A 20,029-nucleotide genomic window follows, 5' to 3' on the forward strand; every position below is an offset into this window, starting at 1 on the left:
AACCCGCTCATCGTTCGCTTTTACAGCACAGTCCATTCTGTGTTTGCTGCCTGTGCCTCGCGTGTGCGCATCCTCATATTGGTGTGGACAGCGGCATGGGCCGCAAGACACAAAGGGAAGGAGCAGAAAAATGCTCGACCAGATCAAGGGCCTGCATCACGTCACCTCCATGGCGAAGGATGCGCGCCAGAATAATGAATTCTTCACCAGCAAGCTCGGTCTGCGCCGGGTCAAGAAGACCGTCAATTTCGACGCACCTGATGTCTATCATCTCTACTATGCCGACGCGGTCGGCACGCCCGGCTCGGTGATGACCTATTTTCCGTTTCCCAACATCGGCAAGGGCCGCCACGGCGTCGGCGAGGTCGGCACCACGGTTTTCTCGGTGCCCGAAGGCACGCTCGCCTATTGGGAAAAGCGTTTTGCCGATGAGGGCATCACGGGGCTATCGCGCGAGGAGACATTCGGCGAGAAGCGGCTTGCCTTCGATGGTCCCGATGGCGACGGGCTTGCACTGGTCGAGAACAAGGCCGACCATCGTGCGCCATGGGCGAAAGGCGGCATACCCTCCGATGAGGCGATCCGCGGTTTTCACTCGGTGTCGCTGCGGCTGAAGGACGGCGGTGCCACCGAAGAGCTGCTCAAGTTTATGGGCTATGAGGAGATCGACAAGTCCGGCACTATCAGGCGGCTGGCGGTGAAGAACGGCAACGGCGCCGATGTCGTCGACATCGAACAACTGCCGGGTGCTGCCTTCGCCGATCTCGGCGCCGGCTCCGTCCACCACGTCGCCTTCGCCGTCGAGAACCGCGCCAGGCAGCTCGAAGTGCGCAAAGCGCTGATGGATACTGGTTACCAGGTGACGCCGGTGATCGACCGCGACTATTTCTGGGCGATCTATTTTCGCACGCCGGGCGGCGTGCTGTTCGAGGTCTCGACCAACGAGCCGGGTTTCGACCGCGACGAGGATACCGCCCATCTCGGCGAGGCGCTGAAGCTGCCGACGCAGCACCAGCATCTGAGGCCCTATCTCGAACAGCACTTGCAGAAGTTGGAAGACTGAGGATCAGGTCATGAGCAAGGACGCTTACATCCACAATCTGCTGCCCGGCTCGCCTGGCGGGCCGCTGCTCTTCGTCTTCCACGGCACCGGGGCCGACGAGAGCCAGCTGCTGTCGCTGGGACGCGATCTCGCGCCGCAAGCGACGATCATCTCGCCGCGCGGCGATGTCTCGGAACATGGCGCCGCACGTTTCTTTCGGCGTACTGCCGAGGGCGTCTACGACATGGGCGACCTGGCGCGGGCGACAGACAAGATGGCCGGGTTCGTCAAGGCGCATGTCGAAGCGGCAAAGCCGTCGACAGTGCTCGGCCTCGGCTATTCCAACGGCGCCAACATCCTGGCCTCGGTGGTGTTCGCGGCGCCGTCGCTGTTCGACACGGCGGTGCTGATGCATCCGCTGATCCCGTTCGAACCGGAGGTGAGGGGCAGCCTTGCCGGCCGCCGCATCCTGGTCACCGCTGGCAAGCGCGATCCGATCTGCCCGCCGAACCTGACCGCTCGCCTCGATGCCTATTTGCGCGCCGATGGTGCCGATGTCACAGTGGAATGGCACGAGGGCGGCCACGAGGTTCGTCCCAACGAGATCGAGGCGGCGCGGCGGTTTCTGGCCGCCGTGCCGGCTGAAGGAGTGTAAGCAATGCCTGAGCTATTGCCGGAGATCGAACTGGAGGACCGCGGCTCCAAGGGCCGCTATCTCTTGCGCGGGCCGGATGGCGCGGAGGCCGAGATGACCTTCACCAAGATCGGCGAACACCAGATCATCATCGATCACACCGAGGTGCCGGACGCTTTTCGCGGCCAGGGAGCGGGACTTCGTCTCGTCACACGCGCCGTCGAGGATGCGCGCGCGGCAGGCAAGAAGATCATCCCGCTCTGTCCGTTTGCCAACGCCCAGTTCCGTCGTCACAAGGAATGGGCCGACGTGCTGAAGCAGTAAGGTTGATCTTGTCCAGGCGCCCTGGCGCAGGGATGTCGTTGGAGGCGGACAGCCACAAGTGCTAGTTTCGGTCTGGCATTTGCGCAGTCCGCCCATCTTGCCTAAACAGACATATCACCGCGCAGACTTGCGGATCGTCTCCGCCCACCACTTGAACCGAATGGCTCCCCTGATGACCGAACCCGATCTCGTCCCCGTCTTCGACGGTCACAACGATACGCTGCTCAGGCTTTATCAGTCGAAGGACGCGGATGTCGAAAAGCTGTTCATCGAGGGGACGCCGGGCGGCCATATCGACCTGCCGCGGGCGAAGAAGGGCGGCTTTGCCGGCGGCATGTTCGCGATCTTTCCGCCGCCGGTCGAGAAATCCAAGCGCGGCGCGATACCACCGGCGCCAAGCGACGACGAGCCCCTGCCGCCCGAACTTCCCCGCGCCGATGCGCTCGCCTCCACCATCGCCATGGCCTCGATCCTGTTCAGGCTGGAGCGGGCTTCGGCGCTCACCGTCTGCCGCAATGGCGGCGACGTGAAGAACGCCATGGCGCGCGGTTCGATCGCGGCGGTGTTCCATATAGAGGGCGTAGAGGCGATCGACCCGGAGCTCACCATGCTCGACGTGCTGCATGCGGCCGGCCTGCGCTCGCTCGGCATCGTCTGGAGCCGCCCGAACGCCTTCGGCAACGGCGTGCCGTTCCGCTTTCCGTCGTCGCCCGACACCGGACCTGGTCTCACCGACGCCGGCAAGGCGTTGGTCAAAGCCTGCAACCAGCTGAAGATCATGATCGATCTGTCGCATCTCAACGAGAAGGGCTTTCGCGATGTCGCTGCAGTCAGCGACGCGCCGCTGGTCGCCACCCACTCCAACGTGCACGCAATCTGCGGCCATTCCCGCAACCTCACCGACTGGCAGCTCGGCGCCATCCGCGAGTCGGGTGGCATGGTCGGCCTGAACTTCGCCACCGGCTTTCTGCGCGAGGACGGCCGGATGAACGCTGACACCGGTCTCGACATCATGGTGCGCCATGTCGATTCCCTGCTGCAGGCGCTGGGCGAAGACGGGGTCGGCCTGGGTTCGGATTTCGACGGCGCCATGATCCCGGCCGTCATCGGCGATGTCACCGGCCTGCCGAAACTGATCGATGCACTCGCGGCGCGCGGCTTCGGGCGCGCGCTGATCGAAAAGATCGCCTATCGCAACTGGCTCGGCGTGCTGGAAAAGACGATCGGTTAGTGCATGTCGCCCGACTCGATGGCTAGCGACCGGCAGTATTTCGATCGAGCGGGTTTTTAATGATATCGATAAAGTCCTCGACAGGATCGCGGCGGATGATCGCCGAGTTCGAGAAGATCAAGGCCGGCTATTGAAGCACCGGATCGAACGAACCGATGTCGTCATCGTCGGCGCCGGCTTCACCGGGCTGTCGGCCGCGCATGAATTCAACAAGGGCGGCGTCGATTTCGTCCTGCTCGAGGCGCGCGACCGCGTCGGCGGACGGGTCGAAGCCGCGCGGAACGGGCTTGGCGAGCGGATCGACAGCGGCGGCCAGTTCCTGTGCGAGGATATGCCGGAACTGATGGCGCTGGTAAAGGCGCGCGGCAAGACGCTGGTCGAGACTCATGTCGAGGGCGATTTCGTCACCCAGCCGCGGATGAGCAAGAAGGAAGCCGAGCGAACCTACCTCGCCTCGATGGCGATCCGCGACCGCATGAACGCGATCGCACCTGACGATCCTGATATTGCCGGCTTGACCGTCGCCGCATGGCTCGATCGCCAGAATGATCCCGGCGAGGCCAAGGCGGCCTTTCGTTCGATGATCGAGGGCCTGTGGTGCCAGGCGATGGAAAAGCTGCCGCTGTGGCACCTGATCGACAATGACCGCCGCATCACCAACGAGGTGGCGGAGCTGCAGTATTTCGTGCGCGAAACCATGCACTCGCTGGCGGATGACCTGGCTCGCGATCTCGGTGACCGCCTGCGGTTGAATGCGCCGGTCAGCACGATGGAGTGGGGGCCGGGACGGGTTCGCCTCATCTTGGCCGCGGGCTCGATCCAGGTGCGAGCGGCACTGGTCGCGGTGCCGCCGATGATGGCCTCGAAACTGGAGTTCGTGCCGTCGTTGCCGGCTGCCCTGGAAAGAGCCCTCGGCGTCTGGCAAAGCGGCGCGGTGATCAAGATGCTGGTGCGCTATCCCGCTGCCTTCTGGCGCGCCAAGGGGCTGAGCGGCATGCTGATGTGGCGCGACCCGCCGGCGCTTTTTGCCTGTGACGTCAGCAGGGACGATGGCCATGCCGCTCTGGTGGTCTTTGTCGGCGGGCCGCTGGCCCTGCGCTGGCGGGAACTGGGCGATGCAGCGTTGCGCGCAGAGGTGGCGGCACGGCTGGAGGAGGCGCTCGGCACGGAGGCGGCCGGCTTCACCGATCTCAGCTACCGCGACTGGACCGGTGATCGCTGGAGCGGCGGCGGTTACAGCGATCTCATCGTCGATGCGACGGCGACGAACGCCGAGCAAACCATCCTTGCCGGCGCGCCGCCTGTGTATTTCGCGTCCTCGGAATTGTCACCGTCATTTCCGGGTTATGTCGAAGGCGCGATCATCGCTGGGCGCATTGCCGCACGAAAGATCATCACCGACCTCTATCCGCAGTAGGCGGATCGAGGTGCAGACAGGGGATGTCATCAGCGGTTTATTCTGCCCCGATATCTCGACGATCAGATGCGTGATCTCACCGAATAGTGGCGCTCGACCACTTTGCGGCCATTTGCTGGCGTCCGCGATTTATTCCCGAGTGTGAGATTGCTCATAGTCCGCCTGGTCGGGTCCGGGCATTGCTGCGCATCACAATCAACATCTTGATCGCGCACATGAAACAGCATTGCAAACGAACTCGATCGCTCACTAATGACCGAATATGCCCGGATATGCCCGGTTTTCTTGTTGCTTCTCTGTTACACGGTCAGCCTGCGCGCGTCATTCGGCCGTTACCAGGTGCGAATAAATTCGTTTTATAGAAAAAGAAAAGATAACGAAGGGAACGGCGATGTTTACAAAAGTTCATACCGCCTACAATGACCGCCGCTTCCAGGCCCCGGAGCGCAACGACCGGCGCCCAAAGCTGGCGCTGCGCCAACGCGCCAGCGATCATCCGATGGCGATGTTCATGGTGCTGGCCGCCTGCGCATTCGTCGGCATGGCGTTCGCGCCGACGGTTGGCCCGGCCTTCGCCTCGCTGAATCCACCCGCCAATGTCGTCGACGGCGCGCCGACCACGACCAAGACCGCGCGCCTGCCGATGCCGGAGATCGATTTTGCCTGCAAGGGTCAGGCCTGGGGCGCCGAGAGTGCGGACTGCCTGCGCGCCATCGCCGAACAATCCGGCGTGCACAAGGCCCGCGCGGTCCGCATGATCGCCAATGCCGCGCCGCTGACCAGTACGCCGAACATTTTTTGATTTCCGCTGAGCATGATCTGAAAACGGGTTCCGATTGTTCGGACCATGCTTGGACCTCCCCGAGCGCTCCTCTTGCGCTCAGTCAGGCTCCCACCGCTCGTCGGTCGGGAGCCTCTTTTTTTGCAAAGTGGATTTTAGGTTTCCGCAGCGACCTGGTCGGCAATTGCCGAGAGCACGCCGCGGACATCTAGCGTGCTGAAAGGCTTTTCCAGGATTTGCGGCCGCTGTTGCGCCGGCAATGCCTCGATCTCGGCCTTGGCGCCAATCAGGTCGCCGGTGACCAGCACGAAGCACCGCGCCAATGCCGGCTTTTCGGCGAGCAGCTCGCGATAGATTGATATGCCGCTGGTGCCGGGCATGCGCAGGTCGGAAAAGACGATGTCCGGCGGCATGTGGCCGGTCAGGGTCGCAGCGGCCGATGTCCATGACGGCACGATCCGCGACTTGATGCCCATCAATTCGAGAATGTCGGAGAGCGAGGCAGCGACGTCCGGCTCGTCGTCGATAATCAGGGCGTGGCGCAATCCGCTCGACCGTGCCGGGCTGTCGCCGGCGGCGGCTGTGCCGGCGGCGATTGCCGGCAGCTGAACGACAAAACGGGCACCCCTCGGCAACACCTCCTCGAACCAGATATTGCCGTTGTGACGCTCGATGATCGATTTCGAGATCGACAGGCCTATGCCGGTGCCGACGCCGACCGGCTTGGTGGTGAAATAGGATTCGAAGATACGGGAGCGTATCGGTTCCGGCACGCCCGGTCCGTTGTCCTCGACCGAAAATCCGGGATTGCCGCGATCGCTGCGAAATGTCCGGACCTTGATCCGGCGATCACCGCCAACGCCGGCAAGGGCGTGCTGGCTGTTGATGAGGAAGTTGGCGGCCACCTGCGTCACGTGGTCGGCATCGGCCATGGCCAGCAGCGGACCGCTGGCGAGATCGGTATCGATGATGATGCCGCTTGATCTCGCGCCATAGGCCGTCACCTCGAGCGCGGCGCGGATCACCTGATTGAGATCGGTCTCGGCCTGGGCCGCGGGATGCAGGCGGACCATCGACAGGAAGCTCTTGACGATGCGGCCGCAGCGCTCGGCAGCAGCACGCACCTTCTCGGCGCGGACCTTGGTCTGCGGGTCGGAGGCGAATTCGTGCAGCAGCGTCGATTGTGCGACAACCACGGCCAGCGGATTGTTCAGCTCGTGCGAGACGCCGGCAAGCAGCGAACCCATCGCCGCCATCTTTTCGTTCTGGTGCAGCTTCTCGCGCTGGCGGTTGATCTCCTCCTCGGCACGCAGCTTGTCGCGCAGGTCGCGGATCGAGCCGAAGATCAGGCGGCGATCGGCGACCCGCATCTCGGTCGCCGTCAGCTCGATCGGAAAGATCTCGCCGGCCGCATTCTGGGTGACGGTCTCGAGCCGCTGGCCGACCATCGGTGCGCCGCGGCCTGACATGTATTCGGCGCCCGACGCATAGCCCTTGCGGTAGTATTCCGGCACGATCGTGTCGAGAAGGTCCTTGCCGAGGATGTCGTTGCGCTGGAAGCCGAACATCTTTTCGGCGGCCGGATTGAATTCGATGATCGAGCCGGTCTCGTCGATGACGATGATGGCGTCGAGCGAGGCCTGCAGCATGGTGCGGCGGATGACTTCGCTGGCATGGGCGTCGGATGGCGACCGCTCTATGGCGTCGCCGATGGCCAGCGCGACGATGTGCAGCGTCGCCTCTTCCTCGTCGGTCCATTCGCGCTCGTTGACACAGTCGTTGACAGCGAGCGTGCCCCACAGATGGCCGTGCGCAAAGACCGACACCGACAGGAACGACTTGATGCTCTGTTTCTCGAAATCGGCTCTCAGAAAGCCTTCGAGATCGCGCGTGTGTCCGGCGAAGATCTTGCCTTGCCGCTCGTCCTCCGCCAACCGTTCCAGCAACGGATCCGAATTGACGATCGACTGCATGATGACCGTCGGCGATGCCAGTTCGCCGCCGAATCGGGGGTCGATCCAGTAGGACGCGACCGACTGGGCGAATCCCTGGCCGGGCAGCTCGCGTAACCGGAACAGGATGCCGCGCTGGCAATCCATGGCGCCGCAGAGCGTTTCAAGGATGGCGTCCATCTCGCGCTGCCAGTCGCCGGCCTCCCGGAGCCTGCGAACGACACGGACAGCCGCCATCGCCGCGCCCTGCCGGGCGGCCTGCATATCCGTGCGTGCTGCTTCAGCAGTCATGGTCAGCCGTCATTTTCAAATCAGGCCGTGGCGCGGCTCAGTGTCCATCGCCGGTCGGCAGCGAGAAGATATAGCCTTCGCCGCGCACCGTGCGCAGGAATTTCGGATTGGCCGGGTCCGCCTCGATTTTCTTTCGCAGCCGCATGATGCGGATGTCGACGGCGCGCGAGGATTCCGGATCTTCGACGAAGCCGATCGCTTCTGAGATCGCCGCCCGCGTCAACAACCGGTTGGCACGGGTCAGAAAAACCTCCAGAACGTCGAATTCGCTTTTGGCCATGTCGATGACTGCGCCGTTGGCGCCGGTGACCAGCCTGCCGTCGAGGTCGGCCTGAAACGAGCCGAAGGTCATGAACCGGCGGCCTGCATCGGCCTTGGCGCCCTGCGGTGCGGCCGGCTGTGGTACGCGGCGCAGCACGCTGCGGACCCGGGCCAGCACCTCGCGCAACTCGTAAGGCTTGACGATGTAGTCGTCAGCGCCAAGCTCCAGCCCGACGATGCGGTCGAGCGCTGTGCCGGCGGCGGTGGCGTAAATGATGCCGATCGAGGTTTTCGAGCGCAGCCAGCGGCCGAGCGACAGGCCGTCCTCGCCGGGCATGGCGATGTCGAGGATGGCCAGATGGAAGGGTTGGGTTTCCAGCAAGGTCCGCGCCGCGGCGGCACTTTCGGCCGTGGCCACCTCATAGCCGTTGGCGCCGAGATATTCGGCGACTGCGTCCCTCAGATCGGGCTCGTCTTCGACGACAACAATTCGTGCCCGCACTATGCTCTCGCTCCCGCTTTCAGCGGAAAGTAGATTGGGTATAAACATGATGTCCAGCACTCATCTTGGGTTGCCGGTTGCAGGGTGGAAAAAAATGGCCGTACGATCCGTTATCGCGCTGGTTTCCGTTGCCGAAGTGATCGCGACCGATCTCGCCGAACATCTCGAGCGGCGTGGCCATGACGTGCGCAAGGCGCGCCACCTCTGGGAGGCCGAATCCTTGCTTTCCGGAAAGGGTATCAACGTCGTGGTTGTCGGCGACAGTCTCAGCCAGGCCGAGGGGCGCGACCTGCTCAGGCGCCATGGCGGTGAGGGCGGGCCCGATTTCATCCTGATCTGCCGCCCGGCCGATCTCGTCGACAAGGTGCTGGCGCTCGAGCTCGGCGCCGCCGACGTCATCGAGAGCCCGCTCAATGTCAGGGAGCTTGCTGCACGCATTGGCGGCCTGTTGGCGCGGCGCGGCAGGAATAGCCAGGAGCTGATCGTGCTGGAGAATGCAACCGTCGACCTCAGGTCGGCCATGGTCATGCACCGCTCGGGTGCGGAAGAGCAGCTTTCGCCTGGCCAGGTGGCATTGCTCAGGCTGTTCCTGGCCAGCCCGCGCAAGGTGTTGACGCGCGACGACATCATTGCCGCAGCGCCCGCCGAAAATGCCGAGGCCTTCGACCGCTCGATCGATTCGCGCATCGTGCGGCTGCGCCGCAAGCTCGACACCGAAACCATCATCACCATACGGGGTGCGGGCTACCGGTTCGATCCGCCGACACAGCGCGCCGACTGAGAGCAGAGCGGCCACGCCGGCCTCAGCGCACCACGAGAAGCGATGGGCCTGACGGCACTTCGCTGACAACGGCGAGTTCGTCGGCGTGGGCGCGATCTCTCAGCAGCACGCTGGCGAGGCCGGCGAAGCCCAGCAGGCCTTGCGCATAGAGCAGTGCGTAAAGCACCGAAGCAGCAAATTTCGTTTTCATCCATCCGTTCCCCAAAAATCAGATCGTAGTCGCTTCAGGATACCCCCGAAGTGCCCGCGCCGCCCACGGAGCCCCCCGTCGCGGCGCGGGCCTTCGGTCCTCTCGGCTGCAAGTTGCCGGAGGGGCCGCGCATCCCCTTCAGCCCAAAGCCGACCCGCCAGAGGGCCTTGAGCCGGTTGATGCGCAGGCTGGAAACAATCCAGACCGTGGCGATGAACAGCGCGGCATGCAGCGTCGAAACCTCGCCCGAGCTCATGGTCGCAAATGCCGTCATCGGGCTGCCGGCGACAGTGCCGACGCCGCCGACGATGACTGCGGCGATGCTTATCCTGAGAAGCCAGAATGTGGTGTTCGGTTCTATGCCCATTTTCGTTTGATGCCGGCTGCTGTCGTTAGGTCAACTCTGCGGCCGGCCTGTATCCGGTTCATGCCGCCGACGCCGCGGCTTGTTGCAGATCGGTTTCGATGTGAACTTAAATCTTTTCACATACAGCCGATCCGCACCTTCGTTTAGAGATTAGGCTGGGTTTCGCTCGATGATCGGCCCCTCAAGCCGTCATTTTCGTTAACCATCGGAAACAGATTCGAAACAAAAACGAGCATCAAGCGAAATCTATTTGAAACGTGACGTCGCGATAAGCCGGTCATCGAATTGGAGCCGGCCGGGCCGGCAGATAGGGGACATCATGCATACCGCCATTTCCGCTAAGCTCATCAACATCACTGCCGCTGCCCTGACAGCGGCAGCCTTTCTCGTCAGCGCCGGCAACGGCGTCGCCCATGCCGCCAACAAGATCGTGGCGCGGGTCTCGCTTTCGCAGCAGGTCATGGAGGTCTTGGTCGACGGTCGCCCGACCTTCGCCTGGAAGGTTTCGACCGGCGACAAGGCGCATGTCACGCCGACCGGCTCCTTCAAGCCGACCCGCTTGCATGAAATGTGGTACTCGAAGAAATATGACAATGCGCCGATGCCGCATTCGGTCTTCTTCAGCGGCGGTTATGCCGTGCATGCGACCTACGCCATCAAGCGTCTCGGCCGGCCGGCCTCGCATGGCTGCGTGCGGCTGCATCCGGACAATGCCGCCGATTTCTACCAGCTCGTCGAGGCCTTCGGCCCCGCCAACACCAGCATCCTCATCGTCAAGTAGGCTGTGAAGGGGGCGTGAAGCTGCAGCAAGCTTCTGTGCCCCACCTTCCAGGTTCCCGCGGGAGGGCGACAAAGCTTCCGCGGTTGTGAACCCAGCCAAAAACGAGGCCGGAAATTTCCGGCCTGCTTTTGTTAGTCCTGCATCACTGGCATCAGCTCCGGATCCGGCTTCTCGGCGTGATGCGGCAGGTCCTTGCTGGCGATGAAGGTATAGAACATCGGCACCACGAACAGCGTGAACATGGTTCCGACCAGGATGCCGGTGAAGATCACCAGACCCATCGAATAGCGGGCCGCAGCGCCGGCGCCGCTGGAGGTGATCAGCGGCACCACGCCAAGCGCCATCGCCGCCGTCGTCATCAGGATCGGCCGCAACCGTACCCTGGCCGAGGCGACGATCGCTTCGCGCCGCCGCATCCCGTGCCTCTCGCGCTGCTGGTTGGCGAACTCGACGAGAAGGATGCCGTGCTTGGTGATCAGGCCGATCAGCGTGATCAGACCGACCTGTGTGTAGATGTTGAGCGTTCCGAGCCCCAGATTGAGCGGCACAATCGCGCCGAAGATCGACAGCGGCACCGACATCATGATGATCAGCGGGTCACGGAAGCTTTCGAACTGCGCCGCCAGCACCAGGTAGATGACGAGCACGGCGGCCGCGAAGGCGATGATGATGGTGTAGCCCTGTTCCTTCTCCTGCCGCGATTGGCCGGAATAGTCGATGAAGAAGGTGTCGGGCAGGCTTTGCCTGGCAATGTCCTCGACGGCTTTCAATCCGTCCCCGGTGGTGACGCCGGGCCGCGGCAAGGCGGAGATCGTCGCCGAATTCAGCTGATTGAACTGCTCGATCACGGCGGGCGATGCGTTGGTCGAGACCTTGACCACCGCCGAGAGCGGCACCATCTCGCCCGACACGCTGCGCACGAAATACTCGCTCAGTTTTTCGGGATTGTCGCGGAAGTCCTGCGGCACCTGCGGGATGATGTCGTAGCTGTTGGACTCGCGGTCGAATTGCGCCACTTTGTTGCCGCCGACCAGAAGCGTCAGCGTGCGGCCGATTTCGGCGATCGGAAGGTTGAGTGCTGCGGCGCGATCGCGGTCGATCGTCACCGTCACTTGAGGCGCGTCGAAGGACATCGAATTCTGCACGACGATGAAGCGGCCGGAGGCCTGCGCCTTGTTCTTGATGTCCTCGGCCGCCTCGAACACCTGCGAGGCGTCGCCGGTCGAGCGAACCACCATGGTGATCGGCAGGCCGCCGCCGGAGCCGGGCAGCGTCGGCGGTGCGAAGACGAAAGCCTCGACGCCGGCCACCTTGGCGAGACGGCCCGTGATGTCCTCCTGGATTTGCTTGGAGCTGCGGGTACGATCGGCCCAGTCCTTGAATGCAAAGCCGACGAAGGCGCTGTTGGTCTGGCCGCCGAACGCGACTGCCGAGAACTGCGCCCGCGTTTCCGGCAGGTCCTTGACCAGGCCGAGGATCTGATTGACGTAGCGCTCGGTATAGTCCGACGTCGCATAGCGCGGCCCGGTCACCAGCGAGAGCAGGAAGCCCTGGTCTTCTTCCGGTGCCAGTTCGCTTGAGGTCCTGGTGAACATGAAGCCGGTCGTGGCGACCAGTGCAATGACGATCATCAGCGTTACCGGGCGATATTTCAGCGAGCCGCTGACTAACCGCTCATAGACGTGTTCGACGCGCCCGAAGGTGTTGTCGACGATGCGCTGGAAGCGGCTGTGCGAGCCGGCCCTCAGGATGCGCGCCGACATCATCGGCGTGATGGTGACGGCGATGACGCCGGAAAGCACCACCGAGCCGGCCAGCGTCACCGCGAATTCGCGGAACAGCGCGCCGGTCAGGCCGCCGGTGAAGGCCAGCGGCGCAAACACGGCGGCCAGCGTCATCGTCATGGCAATGATGGCGGACGAAATTTCCCGCATGCCGTTGAAGGCCGCCTGCATCGGCGACAAGCCGTCTTCCTCCATGTGGCGGTGGATATTTTCAACCACCACGATGGCGTCGTCGACGACGAGGCCGATCGCCAGCACCATCGCGAGCAACGACAACAAATTGATCGAATAGCCTACCGAAAACAAGAGGAAGCAGACGCCGATCAGCGATAGCGGAATGGTCACGATCGGCATCAGCACCGAGCGGAACGAGCCGAGGAAGAGCAGGATGACGACGACGACGATGGCAACGGCCTCGCCGATGGTCTTGAACACCTCCTCGATCGAGGCGCTGATCTGCTCGGTCGAATCGTAGACGACCTCGATCGTCATCCCTTGCGGCAGCGTCTCCTGTATCGACGGCACGATATCGTGGATCAATGCCGCCGTCGTCAGCGGATTGGCCGCCGGCGTCGGGAATATGGCGAGAAAGGTGCCGGGCTTGCCGTTGAAGCTGACCCTGGTATCGGTACTCTTGGCGGCGAGCTCGACGTGCGCCACGTCGCGCAATCTCACCACGTTGCCGTCTTTGGAGCGGAGCGGGAGTGCCGCGAAGGCCTCCGGCGTCTGCAGCGTCGAACGCACGGTGATCGAAGAGGCGATGTATTCGTTTTCGGTCTTGCCGGGCGCGGAGAGGAAGTTCGAATTGTTAATGGCGGTCAGCACCTCATCCGCCGTCACGCCGCGCGCCGCCAGCTTGACCGGGTCGATCCAGACACGCATCGAATAGTCGGCAGCGCCGAAGATCTGCACGTCGGCGACGCCCTCGACCGTCGCGATGCGCGGCCGCACGACGCGCTCGATATATTCGGTGAGCTGTTCGGGCGTCATGTTCGGATTCTGCATCGAGATGTACATCATCGCGAACTGCTGGCCGGTACCCTTGACGATGACCGGGTCCTCGGCCTCATCCGGCAAGTCGCCGCGCACGCTCTGCACCTTCGACAATACCTCGTTCAGCGCGACGTCGGGATTGGAGCCGAGTTTCATCTGCACCGTCACGGTGCTCGACGAAGGCCGGCTTTGCGAGGTGACGTAATCGATGTTTTCGGTCGAGGCGACGGCGCGGGCGATCGGCGCGGAAATGAATCCCTGGATAAGATCGGCGCTGGCGCCGGCATAGGTCGTGGTGATCGTGATCGCCGTTTCCTCAACCTTCGGATATTGCCGGATCGAAAGGTTGAAGATGCCCTGGAAGCCCAGCAGCAGGATCATGCAGCCAAGCACGGTCGAAAGGACCGGGCGGCGGATGAAGATGTCGGAGAAGCTCATTGCCGGGTCACTCGTTCATTCGCTGGCTTGGTCGGGTCGACAGTGTTGTCGACCACAACGGGCATGCCATTGAAGAGCCGGTTCTGGCCGGCGGTGACGACTTCGTCGCCGACGGCAATGCCTTCCAGGATCTCGACCATACCATCGTTGCGGCGGCCCGGCTTGACGAACACCTGGGCGAGCACGCGCTCGGGCTTTTTCTCTTCCGGCGCCGGTTTGGCGTCGTCGGGTTTTGCCGAGGCAGTGCCGGCAGCAGGCTTCGAGGCATCCGCGACGGGCTTCTCTTCCGGCTTCGGCGCGGGGGCCGCACCATTGCTCGCTTTTGCCGGACGCACGACGAAGACGAAGTCGCCGTAGAGGCTGGATGTCAGCGCGGTCTGCGGCAGCGCCAGCACGTTGTTTTCCTCGGGCAATTCGACGCGCACCTGCACGAACTGGCCCGGCGTCAGCTTGCCTTCGGGGTTGGCGACTTCGGCCCGGACCGTCACCAGCCGGCTCGCCGGGTCGATCTTGGGGTCGATACCGCGAATGGTGCCAGTGAAGGGCATGTCGCCACCGCCGATGCCCAGCCGCACTGTCTGGCCGATCTTCAGCAGCGGAAGCTGCTGTTCGGGTACCGAGAAATCGACCCGCATCGTCTCCAGATCCTGCAACGTCACCACCGCAGTGCCGGGCGCGAGATACTGGCCAAGGTCGATCTTCGGGATGCCGACGGTGCCGCTGAAGGGCGCGGTCAATTGCTTCTGATCGAGCACCGCCTGCAGCCTGTTGACTTGCGAGGCGGAAGCCGATGCGGTTGCCCGTGCCGTGTCAAGCGTCGCCTCCGCGCCAACACCGCGTCTCTGCAGTTCGATGGCGCGTGTCAGCGCTGTCTGATCAAGCGCTGCTTGCGCCTTGGTTGCGTCGAGATCGGCGCGCTCGGCGGCATCGTCGAGCTGGAGAAGGACCACACCGGCCGCGACCTTCTGGTTGGCCTGGAAGAGGATGTCCCTGACGATGCCCGTGGTTTCGACGGTCAGGTCAACGCCGCGCACCGCGCTGACGGTGCCGATCGCTTCGACGCCAGGCGTCCAGTTTCCTGGTTTGACGACGACCGTCGATACGGTCGCGGCCGGCGGCTTCATCGTGGCAAAGAATTGCTGGATGGCGTTGTCGCGGAAAATGTTGAAGCCGACGATGCCGCCGCACACAAGCACCAGCAAAATGAAGGCGATGATAAAGCGCTTGATCACGAACAGTCCCCTTGGCCTGGCCCACCATGACAGTCGGACAACCGGCACACATACCGGGACAGGTCTCGATTTCAAATGACGGCGGTCTTACTGTACCGTCTGGACGGTCTTGTCAATTCCGCCCAAGCTAATGTATGGGGGAGCGATGATGAAGGCCCGCAGAGCAAATTCACGCGAGAAGATTCTCGCAGCAGCAGCCGATGTCGCCCGGGAATCCGGACCTGGTAGCCTGTCGCTGGACGCGGTCGCCAGCCGCGCCGGCGTATCGAAAGGCGGGCTTCTCTACAATTTCCCGACTAAGGCGAAATTGATGCAGGGGCTGGTGGAGGACTACCTGCGCGCATTCGAGCAGGCGCTGGAATCCCGCACGACCGACGCCAACGGCGAAAGCCCGCTTGCGGCCTACATCAGGCTTTCGGCCAATGACCTCGAGAAACCGCAACCGTCGGCCTCCTGGATATTTTCGGCGATCGCCGAGGATCCCGATTTCCTGACGCCGATAAAATCGTTCAAACGGCAGCTTTTCGAACGGCTGAAAGGACAGGCGCCGGACCTCAAGGCCCTGCTGATCTGCTATCTCGCCATCGAAGGGCTCCGCAGCATGAATCTTTTCGACTCGGATGTGCTTTCGCAGGACGAACGCCGGCTGCTGGTATCGTCCTTGCTGGAGATGGCCAAATAAGCTGCCACGCAGCTGGCGGCCCCACAGTCGAGGCAGCCTGGTATTACCTGGCCTGACATCCCCTGGCCCCCGTCATACCAGCTTCATCGTCCGGACATAACGTCCTTCCTGTTGCCGCGGTGCAAACGGGAGTGGGACGATGGTTGATATTGTTTCGAGCGAAGCAGGAATTCCAAGGCCGGAGCATCCGGTTGCGGCGCTGGCGTTGTTCCTGTGCTCGGATGCGGCCAGGCAGATCACCGGCACGACCTTGCCGATGGATGGCGGCTGGACGGCACAGTAGGCGTGCCCGCAAATCCTCTCGAAGCCTGCAGTCACTGCAGGCCTGGTTCGTGCAAGGCGTTGATCTTTGGGCAGTCAAGGACGCTCTATCGGAGGGTTGCGCCGGCCGCGCTGATCAGATCGATCCGCTGACCACGGCATAGAGCAGGCCGAGGACCGAGCATGCTGCCAGCACCGGGATCATGCCGATCTTGAAACGGAATACCGCGAGCAGCGCACCGAGCGTCAGAACCAGCGACGGAATATTGACTGAGTCGAACACGGGAACATCCAGCGTCATGCCGAGCCGGTGGGCCTCGTGCAGTTGGCGGAACAACACATGAAGCGCGAACCACACCGCGAGGTTCAAAACCACACCGACGACCGCCGCTGTGATGGCAGACAGCGCTGCCGACAGCGCCTTATTGCTGCGCATCGTCTCCATGAACGGCGCACCAAGGAATATCCATAGGAAACAGGGGACGAAGGTTACCCAGGTCGTGAGCAGACCACCGAGCGTTCCGGCGAGCAGCGGGTTGAGCATTCCCGGCGCCCTGTAGGCGCCCATGAAGCCGACGAACTGGGTGACCATGATCAGCGGGCCGGGCGTCGTCTCGGCCATGCCGAGGCCGTCCAGCATCTCGCCGGGTTTGAGCCAGCCATAGTGCTCGACGCCCTGCTGAGCCACATAAGCGAGCACCGCATAGGCTCCACCGAAGGTGACCATCGCCATCTTGGAGAAAAAGATCGCGATGTCGGTGAAGACATTTCCCTGCCCAAGCAGCATCAGCAATCCAAGGACCGGCACGACCCATAGCAGCAGAAATACGGTGGCTATCTTCAGCGACCAGCCGACGGATGGCCGGGCATGTGCCGGCACCGCTTCGCCGAGCGCCGTATCAGCATCGGCGACTTGCTTGCCGCCGACCTTGCCATGTCCGTTGCCCGAGCGGAATGAAGCCCAGCCCGCTCTCCCTCCAACGAAACCGATGACGCCAGCGATCAAGATGACCAGCGGAAACGGTGCACGGAAGAGAAAGAGCGCCAGGAAGGCCGCCGCCGCGAGCCCGATCATGACGTTGTTCTTGAGCGCCCGCCTGCCGATCCGCAACACCGCTTCGAGCACGATGGCGAGGACCGCCGCTTTCAAACCGAAGAAGAGGGCCTGAACGGCGCCGACGTTGCCGAAGATTGCGTAAATCCAGCTGAGCGCCATGATGGCAATTGCGCCTGGCAACACGAACAGGATGCCGGCAACAAGACCGCCTCTCGTCTTGTGCATGAGCCAGCCGATATAGATGGCCAGTTGCTGCGCCTCTGGACCGGGCAACAGTGTGCAGTAGTTCAGCGCATGCAGGAACCTGGTCTCGCCGATCCAGCGTTTTTCCTCGACGATGATCCTGTGCATCATCGCAATCTGGCCGGCGGGACCGCCGAAACTGAGCGCCGCGACCCGAGCCCAGACCCGCGTCGCCTCAGCGAAAGAAATGCCATGGTCGGGTGCATCCTGGTTTGGCGCGATTATCGCGCCGTGTGCGTTGGCCATGGTTCACATCACCCGCGTTTCGAACGGAAATATCGGTAGAGATTGTCGAACACGGCAGCGCCCTCGGCGATCCGTTGCTCGTCGCTTGCGTTTGCCATCGCGATACCGGCAATCAGGCTGGCGATACCCGTGGTTTCCTCGCGACTGAATTTGCCGTCCTTGAGATCGATGTCGTGAACGACCTCGGCAATCGCCTGCAGTGCCGGATCGGCTATACCGGTGCGGGCAAGCAGCACCTCGAAGCTGCAGCGGTCGCCCTCATGGGTGATCTCGCCCTCGAACATGTCGAAGCGCAATTCGCCCTGCTTCGGCACGTATCCCTTGCCCGCCACGAAGCGGATGGCCGCATCGGCATCGATGAAGCGACGGATCAGCCAGCTGCAGGCGATGCGGTCGACATGCACGTCGCGGCGTGTGACCCAGATCCGGCTCTTGAGTTCGCCCGGCTCGGCAGCCTTCTTCGGTTCCCTGGCCATGGACTGGTCCTCCAAAAGCTGCGCCTCAAGCTCGGCGATCAGTCCCTCGACCGCGAGACGCCCGTTGGCGCCGAAAAAATCGATCGCCACGATTTCAGCGAGCCGCTTGCGCAAGCGACCAAGTTGCGAACGCGCGTCTGCCAGTTTGTCCGCTGTCGCGTCGATCTTGATTGCGGCGGCAAGGTCGCGCGCTTGCTCAGCGATCTCCGCATAGTCGGCATCACGTGCGGCGTCGAACAGCGCCCGGACTTGGGCGTCCGACAAGCCATCGACAAGGCGCGCCTCGCACATCATGGCCTCGCCGCCGCCAGCGGCGATCTCCTTCAGAAGCCATTCGAAATCCTCCTGCATCTCGGCATTGGCCGGCAGGGCGTAAACGGTGCTTTTGACTGCGACCGCGCCGATGCCTTGCAACCGTCGCCAAATCTTCACCCGAAAATAGGCGGGCTTGCTTGGCAGTTGATGGATCAGAAGCAGCCAGCGCTGCTCCTGCGATTGCCCCTCACTCATAAGTGAACCGTATCACGAACAAACTGAAATGCAACACTTGTATCATTTTTCATTTGAGCATAGCGTTCGCTTCCTCACGGATGGGCCGTGCCGCCGAGCGAGGGAACCCGATGCCACACCAGATCATGCCGCTGCCGTTCAAGCCGCCCAGGCTCGTCGGCCTGTCCGAACGGTTGTTGGCTAGCCACTACGAAAACAATTACGGAGGTGCCGTTCGCCGCCTCAACGCCATCGAACGGCGGCTCGACGAACTCGATTGGAGCACGGCGCCGGTCTTCGACATCAACGGGTTGAAGCGCGAGGAGTTGGTTGCCGCCAATTCGGCGATCCTGCACGAAATCTATTTCGATGGGCTGGGTGGCTCCGGCGATGCCGGAGGGGATCTCGCCGCCGCACTGGAACGCGACTTCGGCAGTGTGGCCGCTTGGCGCGCCAAGTTCATGGCATGCGCAAAGGCGCAAGCCGGCGGCTCTGGATGGACCTTGCTAACCTGGTTGGAGCGCCGCGATCGGTTGACGATCCAATGGGCAGCGGATCACACCAGCTGCCTGGCCGGTGGCTTGCCGATCCTCGCGCTCGACATGTACGAACATGCTTACCACCTCGACTTTGGCGCCAAGGCCGGTGCCTATGTCGACGCTTTCATGAAGAACATCCATTGGGAGCGCGTTGCAACCCGCCACCAACGGGCTGTCGCGAAGCGCGACCCCTCAATAGGACCTGTATCGGACGGAAAGGTTCCGGCGGTCACGCCAGAGGAACTGCGGATGCGCCTCGATCAGGGAGAAGATCTTGTCCTGCTCGACGTTTGCCTCGCCGAGGATCTGGCAAAGCGCAGCGATATGCTGCCGGGGGCGAGGGTGTGCGCGCCCGAGACCATCGCCGACTGGGCGGATGAGCTGCCGAAAGACAGGCCGGTTGTCGTCTATTGCCTTTATGGCTTCCAGGTTAGCGGCGACGCCGTCGCCGAACTGCGTCGCCGCGGCGTCGATGCAAGTGCGCTTTCAGGCGGCATCGCCGCCTGGCATGCGATCGGCGCACCAACCGTCCCCCTAGTAATGAGAGAAGAAAGGATTGCGCCATGAAATGGGTTACCCGTGAACGTCCGGTCATCGACCGCATTGCCTGCCCGTGGCTGATTGCACGCTTCATCGACAAGGAACCGGAGTTTCTGTTCGTGTCGCCCGATCAGGTGATCCCTGTTGCCCAGGAGACGGGTGCGACGCCCTACGACGTGCCAGGCGTCGAATTCACCCATGTCGGCGACGGATGCAGTTTCGACACCTTTGTCTCCAAATATGGTCTTGAGCGCGACCCAGCGATCGTGACCATTGTTGCGATCGTGCGCGGCGCCGATACGGATCGCCATGATCTCACGCCACAGTCGGCGGGACTGCTTGCGATCTCGATGGGCCTGCGGGACGTCACGCCAGACGATCACGAGGTGCTGAAGCACGGCTTCGTCATTTACGACGCGCTTTACGCATGGGCCTCGCACCGTACGGCGGAGACGCACAGCTGGCCACCTGCCACGAAGCCGGCGGCTGCATGAC

19 protein-coding genes and 1 pseudogene are annotated in these 20,029 nt (G+C 62.8%); 12 read left to right on the forward strand and 8 right to left on the reverse strand.

The window, feature by feature from the left end:
* Positions 1 to 130: 130 nt before the first annotated feature.
* From EN859_RS05295 to EN859_RS05320, 6 genes are all read left to right on the forward strand, one after another.
* Positions 131 to 1,063 (forward strand): VOC family protein, encoded by a 933-nt coding sequence (locus EN859_RS05295; RefSeq protein WP_127852585.1) that lies wholly within the window; start codon positions 131 to 133, stop codon positions 1,061 to 1,063.
* A gap of 10 nt (positions 1,064 to 1,073) precedes the next feature.
* Positions 1,074 to 1,697: an alpha/beta hydrolase gene (locus EN859_RS05300; protein ID WP_127852584.1), complete on the forward strand. Its 624-nt coding sequence runs from the start codon at positions 1,074 to 1,076 to the stop codon at positions 1,695 to 1,697.
* Positions 1,698 to 1,700: 3 nt separating this feature from the next.
* The gene (locus EN859_RS05305; protein WP_127852583.1) at positions 1,701 to 2,000 is read left to right on the forward strand and encodes a GNAT family N-acetyltransferase; all 300 of its coding nucleotides are present in this window, start codon (positions 1,701 to 1,703) and stop codon (positions 1,998 to 2,000) included.
* A 172-nt stretch (positions 2,001 to 2,172) separates the two neighbouring features.
* The gene (locus EN859_RS05310; RefSeq protein WP_127852582.1) at positions 2,173 to 3,231 is read left to right on the forward strand and encodes a dipeptidase; all 1,059 of its coding nucleotides are present in this window, start codon (positions 2,173 to 2,175) and stop codon (positions 3,229 to 3,231) included.
* A 37-nt stretch (positions 3,232 to 3,268) separates the two neighbouring features.
* The gene (locus EN859_RS05315; protein ID WP_127852581.1) at positions 3,269 to 4,648 is read left to right on the forward strand and encodes a flavin monoamine oxidase family protein; all 1,380 of its coding nucleotides are present in this window, start codon (positions 3,269 to 3,271) and stop codon (positions 4,646 to 4,648) included.
* 391 nt (positions 4,649 to 5,039) lie between these two features.
* Positions 5,040 to 5,450 carry a hypothetical protein gene (locus EN859_RS05320; protein ID WP_127852580.1) on the forward strand — a complete coding sequence of 137 codons (411 nt, stop codon included), beginning with the start codon at positions 5,040 to 5,042 and terminating at the stop codon, positions 5,448 to 5,450.
* 134 nt (positions 5,451 to 5,584) lie between these two features.
* Here EN859_RS05320 and EN859_RS05325 read toward each other — a convergent pair whose 3' ends face one another.
* Together EN859_RS05325 and EN859_RS05330 are read right to left on the reverse strand one after the other, a co-directional pair.
* Positions 5,585 to 7,672 (reverse strand): PAS domain S-box protein, encoded by a 2,088-nt coding sequence (locus EN859_RS05325; protein WP_189501728.1) that lies wholly within the window; start codon positions 7,670 to 7,672, stop codon positions 5,585 to 5,587.
* 37 nt (positions 7,673 to 7,709) lie between these two features.
* On the reverse strand, positions 7,710 to 8,483 hold the full coding sequence (locus EN859_RS05330; RefSeq protein ID WP_189501730.1) for a response regulator transcription factor: 774 nt from the start codon (positions 8,481 to 8,483) through the stop codon (positions 7,710 to 7,712).
* 46 nt (positions 8,484 to 8,529) lie between these two features.
* Between EN859_RS05330 and EN859_RS05335 the strand changes: the two genes are divergently transcribed.
* Positions 8,530 to 9,216 carry a response regulator transcription factor gene (locus tag EN859_RS05335; RefSeq protein WP_127852579.1) on the forward strand — a complete coding sequence of 229 codons (687 nt, stop codon included), beginning with the start codon at positions 8,530 to 8,532 and terminating at the stop codon, positions 9,214 to 9,216.
* A gap of 22 nt (positions 9,217 to 9,238) precedes the next feature.
* Here the strand turns inward: EN859_RS05335 and EN859_RS05340 are convergent, their stop codons facing one another.
* Both EN859_RS05340 and EN859_RS05345 read right to left on the reverse strand, forming a co-directional pair.
* Complete coding sequence (locus tag EN859_RS05340) at positions 9,239 to 9,406, reverse strand: hypothetical protein (protein ID WP_127852578.1); 168 nt, start codon at positions 9,404 to 9,406, stop codon at positions 9,239 to 9,241.
* 34 nt (positions 9,407 to 9,440) lie between these two features.
* Positions 9,441 to 9,773, reverse strand: coding sequence for a hypothetical protein (locus tag EN859_RS05345; protein WP_127852577.1), 333 nt, complete (start codon positions 9,771 to 9,773; stop codon positions 9,441 to 9,443).
* A gap of 319 nt (positions 9,774 to 10,092) precedes the next feature.
* Between EN859_RS05345 and EN859_RS05350 the strand changes: the two genes are divergently transcribed.
* Positions 10,093 to 10,554 (forward strand): L,D-transpeptidase, encoded by a 462-nt coding sequence (locus EN859_RS05350; protein ID WP_127852576.1) that lies wholly within the window; start codon positions 10,093 to 10,095, stop codon positions 10,552 to 10,554.
* Between the two features lie 131 nt (positions 10,555 to 10,685).
* Here the strand turns inward: EN859_RS05350 and EN859_RS05355 are convergent, their stop codons facing one another.
* Together EN859_RS05355 and EN859_RS05360 are read right to left on the reverse strand one after the other, a co-directional pair.
* Entirely contained in the window at positions 10,686 to 13,769 is a 3,084-nt protein-coding gene (locus tag EN859_RS05355) for an efflux RND transporter permease subunit (protein WP_127852575.1), read from the reverse strand.
* On the reverse strand, positions 13,766 to 15,007 hold the full coding sequence (locus EN859_RS05360) for an efflux RND transporter periplasmic adaptor subunit (protein WP_127852653.1): 1,242 nt from the start codon (positions 15,005 to 15,007) through the stop codon (positions 13,766 to 13,768). The genes EN859_RS05355 and EN859_RS05360 overlap by 4 nt, the downstream gene beginning before the upstream one ends.
* A gap of 142 nt (positions 15,008 to 15,149) precedes the next feature.
* On the opposite strand from EN859_RS05360, the gene EN859_RS05365 reads away from it, so the two are divergent.
* Both EN859_RS05365 and EN859_RS05370 read left to right on the forward strand, forming a co-directional pair.
* Positions 15,150 to 15,683 carry a TetR family transcriptional regulator gene (locus EN859_RS05365; RefSeq protein ID WP_127852574.1) on the forward strand — a complete coding sequence of 178 codons (534 nt, stop codon included), beginning with the start codon at positions 15,150 to 15,152 and terminating at the stop codon, positions 15,681 to 15,683.
* A 190-nt stretch (positions 15,684 to 15,873) separates the two neighbouring features.
* Positions 15,874 to 15,966: pseudogene (locus tag EN859_RS05370) on the forward strand (SDR family oxidoreductase); the annotation flags it as partial.
* Positions 15,967 to 16,080: 114 nt separating this feature from the next.
* On the opposite strand, the gene chrA reads toward EN859_RS05370, so the two are convergent.
* Entirely contained in the window at positions 16,081 to 17,490 is a 1,410-nt protein-coding gene (gene chrA / locus EN859_RS05375; RefSeq protein WP_127852573.1) for a chromate efflux transporter, read from the reverse strand.
* Between the two features lie 8 nt (positions 17,491 to 17,498).
* Positions 17,499 to 18,476: a chromate resistance protein ChrB domain-containing protein gene (locus EN859_RS05380; RefSeq protein ID WP_189501732.1), complete on the reverse strand. Its 978-nt coding sequence runs from the start codon at positions 18,474 to 18,476 to the stop codon at positions 17,499 to 17,501.
* A gap of 110 nt (positions 18,477 to 18,586) precedes the next feature.
* Here EN859_RS05380 and EN859_RS40440 point away from each other — a divergent pair, with 110 nt between their 5' ends.
* Together EN859_RS40440 and EN859_RS05390 are read left to right on the forward strand one after the other, a co-directional pair.
* Positions 18,587 to 19,561 (forward strand): Fe-Mn family superoxide dismutase, encoded by a 975-nt coding sequence (locus tag EN859_RS40440; protein ID WP_127852572.1) that lies wholly within the window; start codon positions 18,587 to 18,589, stop codon positions 19,559 to 19,561.
* Positions 19,558 to 20,028, forward strand: coding sequence for a chromate resistance protein ChrB domain-containing protein (locus EN859_RS05390; protein WP_127852571.1), 471 nt, complete (start codon positions 19,558 to 19,560; stop codon positions 20,026 to 20,028). Before EN859_RS40440 ends, EN859_RS05390 begins: the two co-directional genes overlap by 4 nt.
* Position 20,029 lies beyond the last annotated feature (1 nt).

Origin of the sequence: Mesorhizobium sp. M00.F.Ca.ET.216.01.1.1, assembly GCF_004010325.2 — a bacterium.
GTDB lineage: Bacteria > Pseudomonadota > Alphaproteobacteria > Rhizobiales > Rhizobiaceae > Mesorhizobium.

Excerpts from the sequence above, each read along its gene's own strand:
- EN859_RS05295 (WP_127852585.1), top strand. The coding sequence starts at position 131 with ATGCTCGACCAGATCAAGGGCCTGCATCACGTCACCTCCATGGCGAAG.
- EN859_RS05300 (WP_127852584.1), top strand. The coding sequence starts at position 1,074 with ATGAGCAAGGACGCTTACATCCACAATCTGCTGCCCGGCTCGCCTGGC.
- EN859_RS05305 (WP_127852583.1), top strand. The coding sequence starts at position 1,701 with ATGCCTGAGCTATTGCCGGAGATCGAACTGGAGGACCGCGGCTCCAAG.
- EN859_RS05310 (WP_127852582.1), top strand. The coding sequence starts at position 2,173 with ATGACCGAACCCGATCTCGTCCCCGTCTTCGACGGTCACAACGATACG.
- EN859_RS05320 (WP_127852580.1), top strand. The coding sequence starts at position 5,040 with ATGTTTACAAAAGTTCATACCGCCTACAATGACCGCCGCTTCCAGGCC.
- EN859_RS05325 (WP_189501728.1), bottom strand. The coding sequence starts at position 7,672 with ATGACTGCTGAAGCAGCACGCACGGATATGCAGGCCGCCCGGCAGGGC.
- EN859_RS05330 (WP_189501730.1), bottom strand. The coding sequence starts at position 8,483 with ATGTTTATACCCAATCTACTTTCCGCTGAAAGCGGGAGCGAGAGCATA.
- EN859_RS05335 (WP_127852579.1), top strand. The coding sequence starts at position 8,530 with ATGGCCGTACGATCCGTTATCGCGCTGGTTTCCGTTGCCGAAGTGATC.
- EN859_RS05340 (WP_127852578.1), bottom strand. The coding sequence starts at position 9,406 with ATGAAAACGAAATTTGCTGCTTCGGTGCTTTACGCACTGCTCTATGCG.
- EN859_RS05345 (WP_127852577.1), bottom strand. The coding sequence starts at position 9,773 with ATGGGCATAGAACCGAACACCACATTCTGGCTTCTCAGGATAAGCATC.
- EN859_RS05350 (WP_127852576.1), top strand. The coding sequence starts at position 10,093 with ATGCATACCGCCATTTCCGCTAAGCTCATCAACATCACTGCCGCTGCC.
- EN859_RS05355 (WP_127852575.1), bottom strand. The coding sequence starts at position 13,769 with ATGAGCTTCTCCGACATCTTCATCCGCCGCCCGGTCCTTTCGACCGTG.
- EN859_RS05365 (WP_127852574.1), top strand. The coding sequence starts at position 15,150 with ATGAAGGCCCGCAGAGCAAATTCACGCGAGAAGATTCTCGCAGCAGCA.
- chrA (WP_127852573.1), bottom strand. The coding sequence starts at position 17,490 with ATGGCCAACGCACACGGCGCGATAATCGCGCCAAACCAGGATGCACCC.
- EN859_RS05380 (WP_189501732.1), bottom strand. The coding sequence starts at position 18,476 with ATGAGTGAGGGGCAATCGCAGGAGCAGCGCTGGCTGCTTCTGATCCAT.
- EN859_RS40440 (WP_127852572.1), top strand. The coding sequence starts at position 18,587 with ATGCCACACCAGATCATGCCGCTGCCGTTCAAGCCGCCCAGGCTCGTC.
- EN859_RS05390 (WP_127852571.1), top strand. The coding sequence starts at position 19,558 with ATGAAATGGGTTACCCGTGAACGTCCGGTCATCGACCGCATTGCCTGC.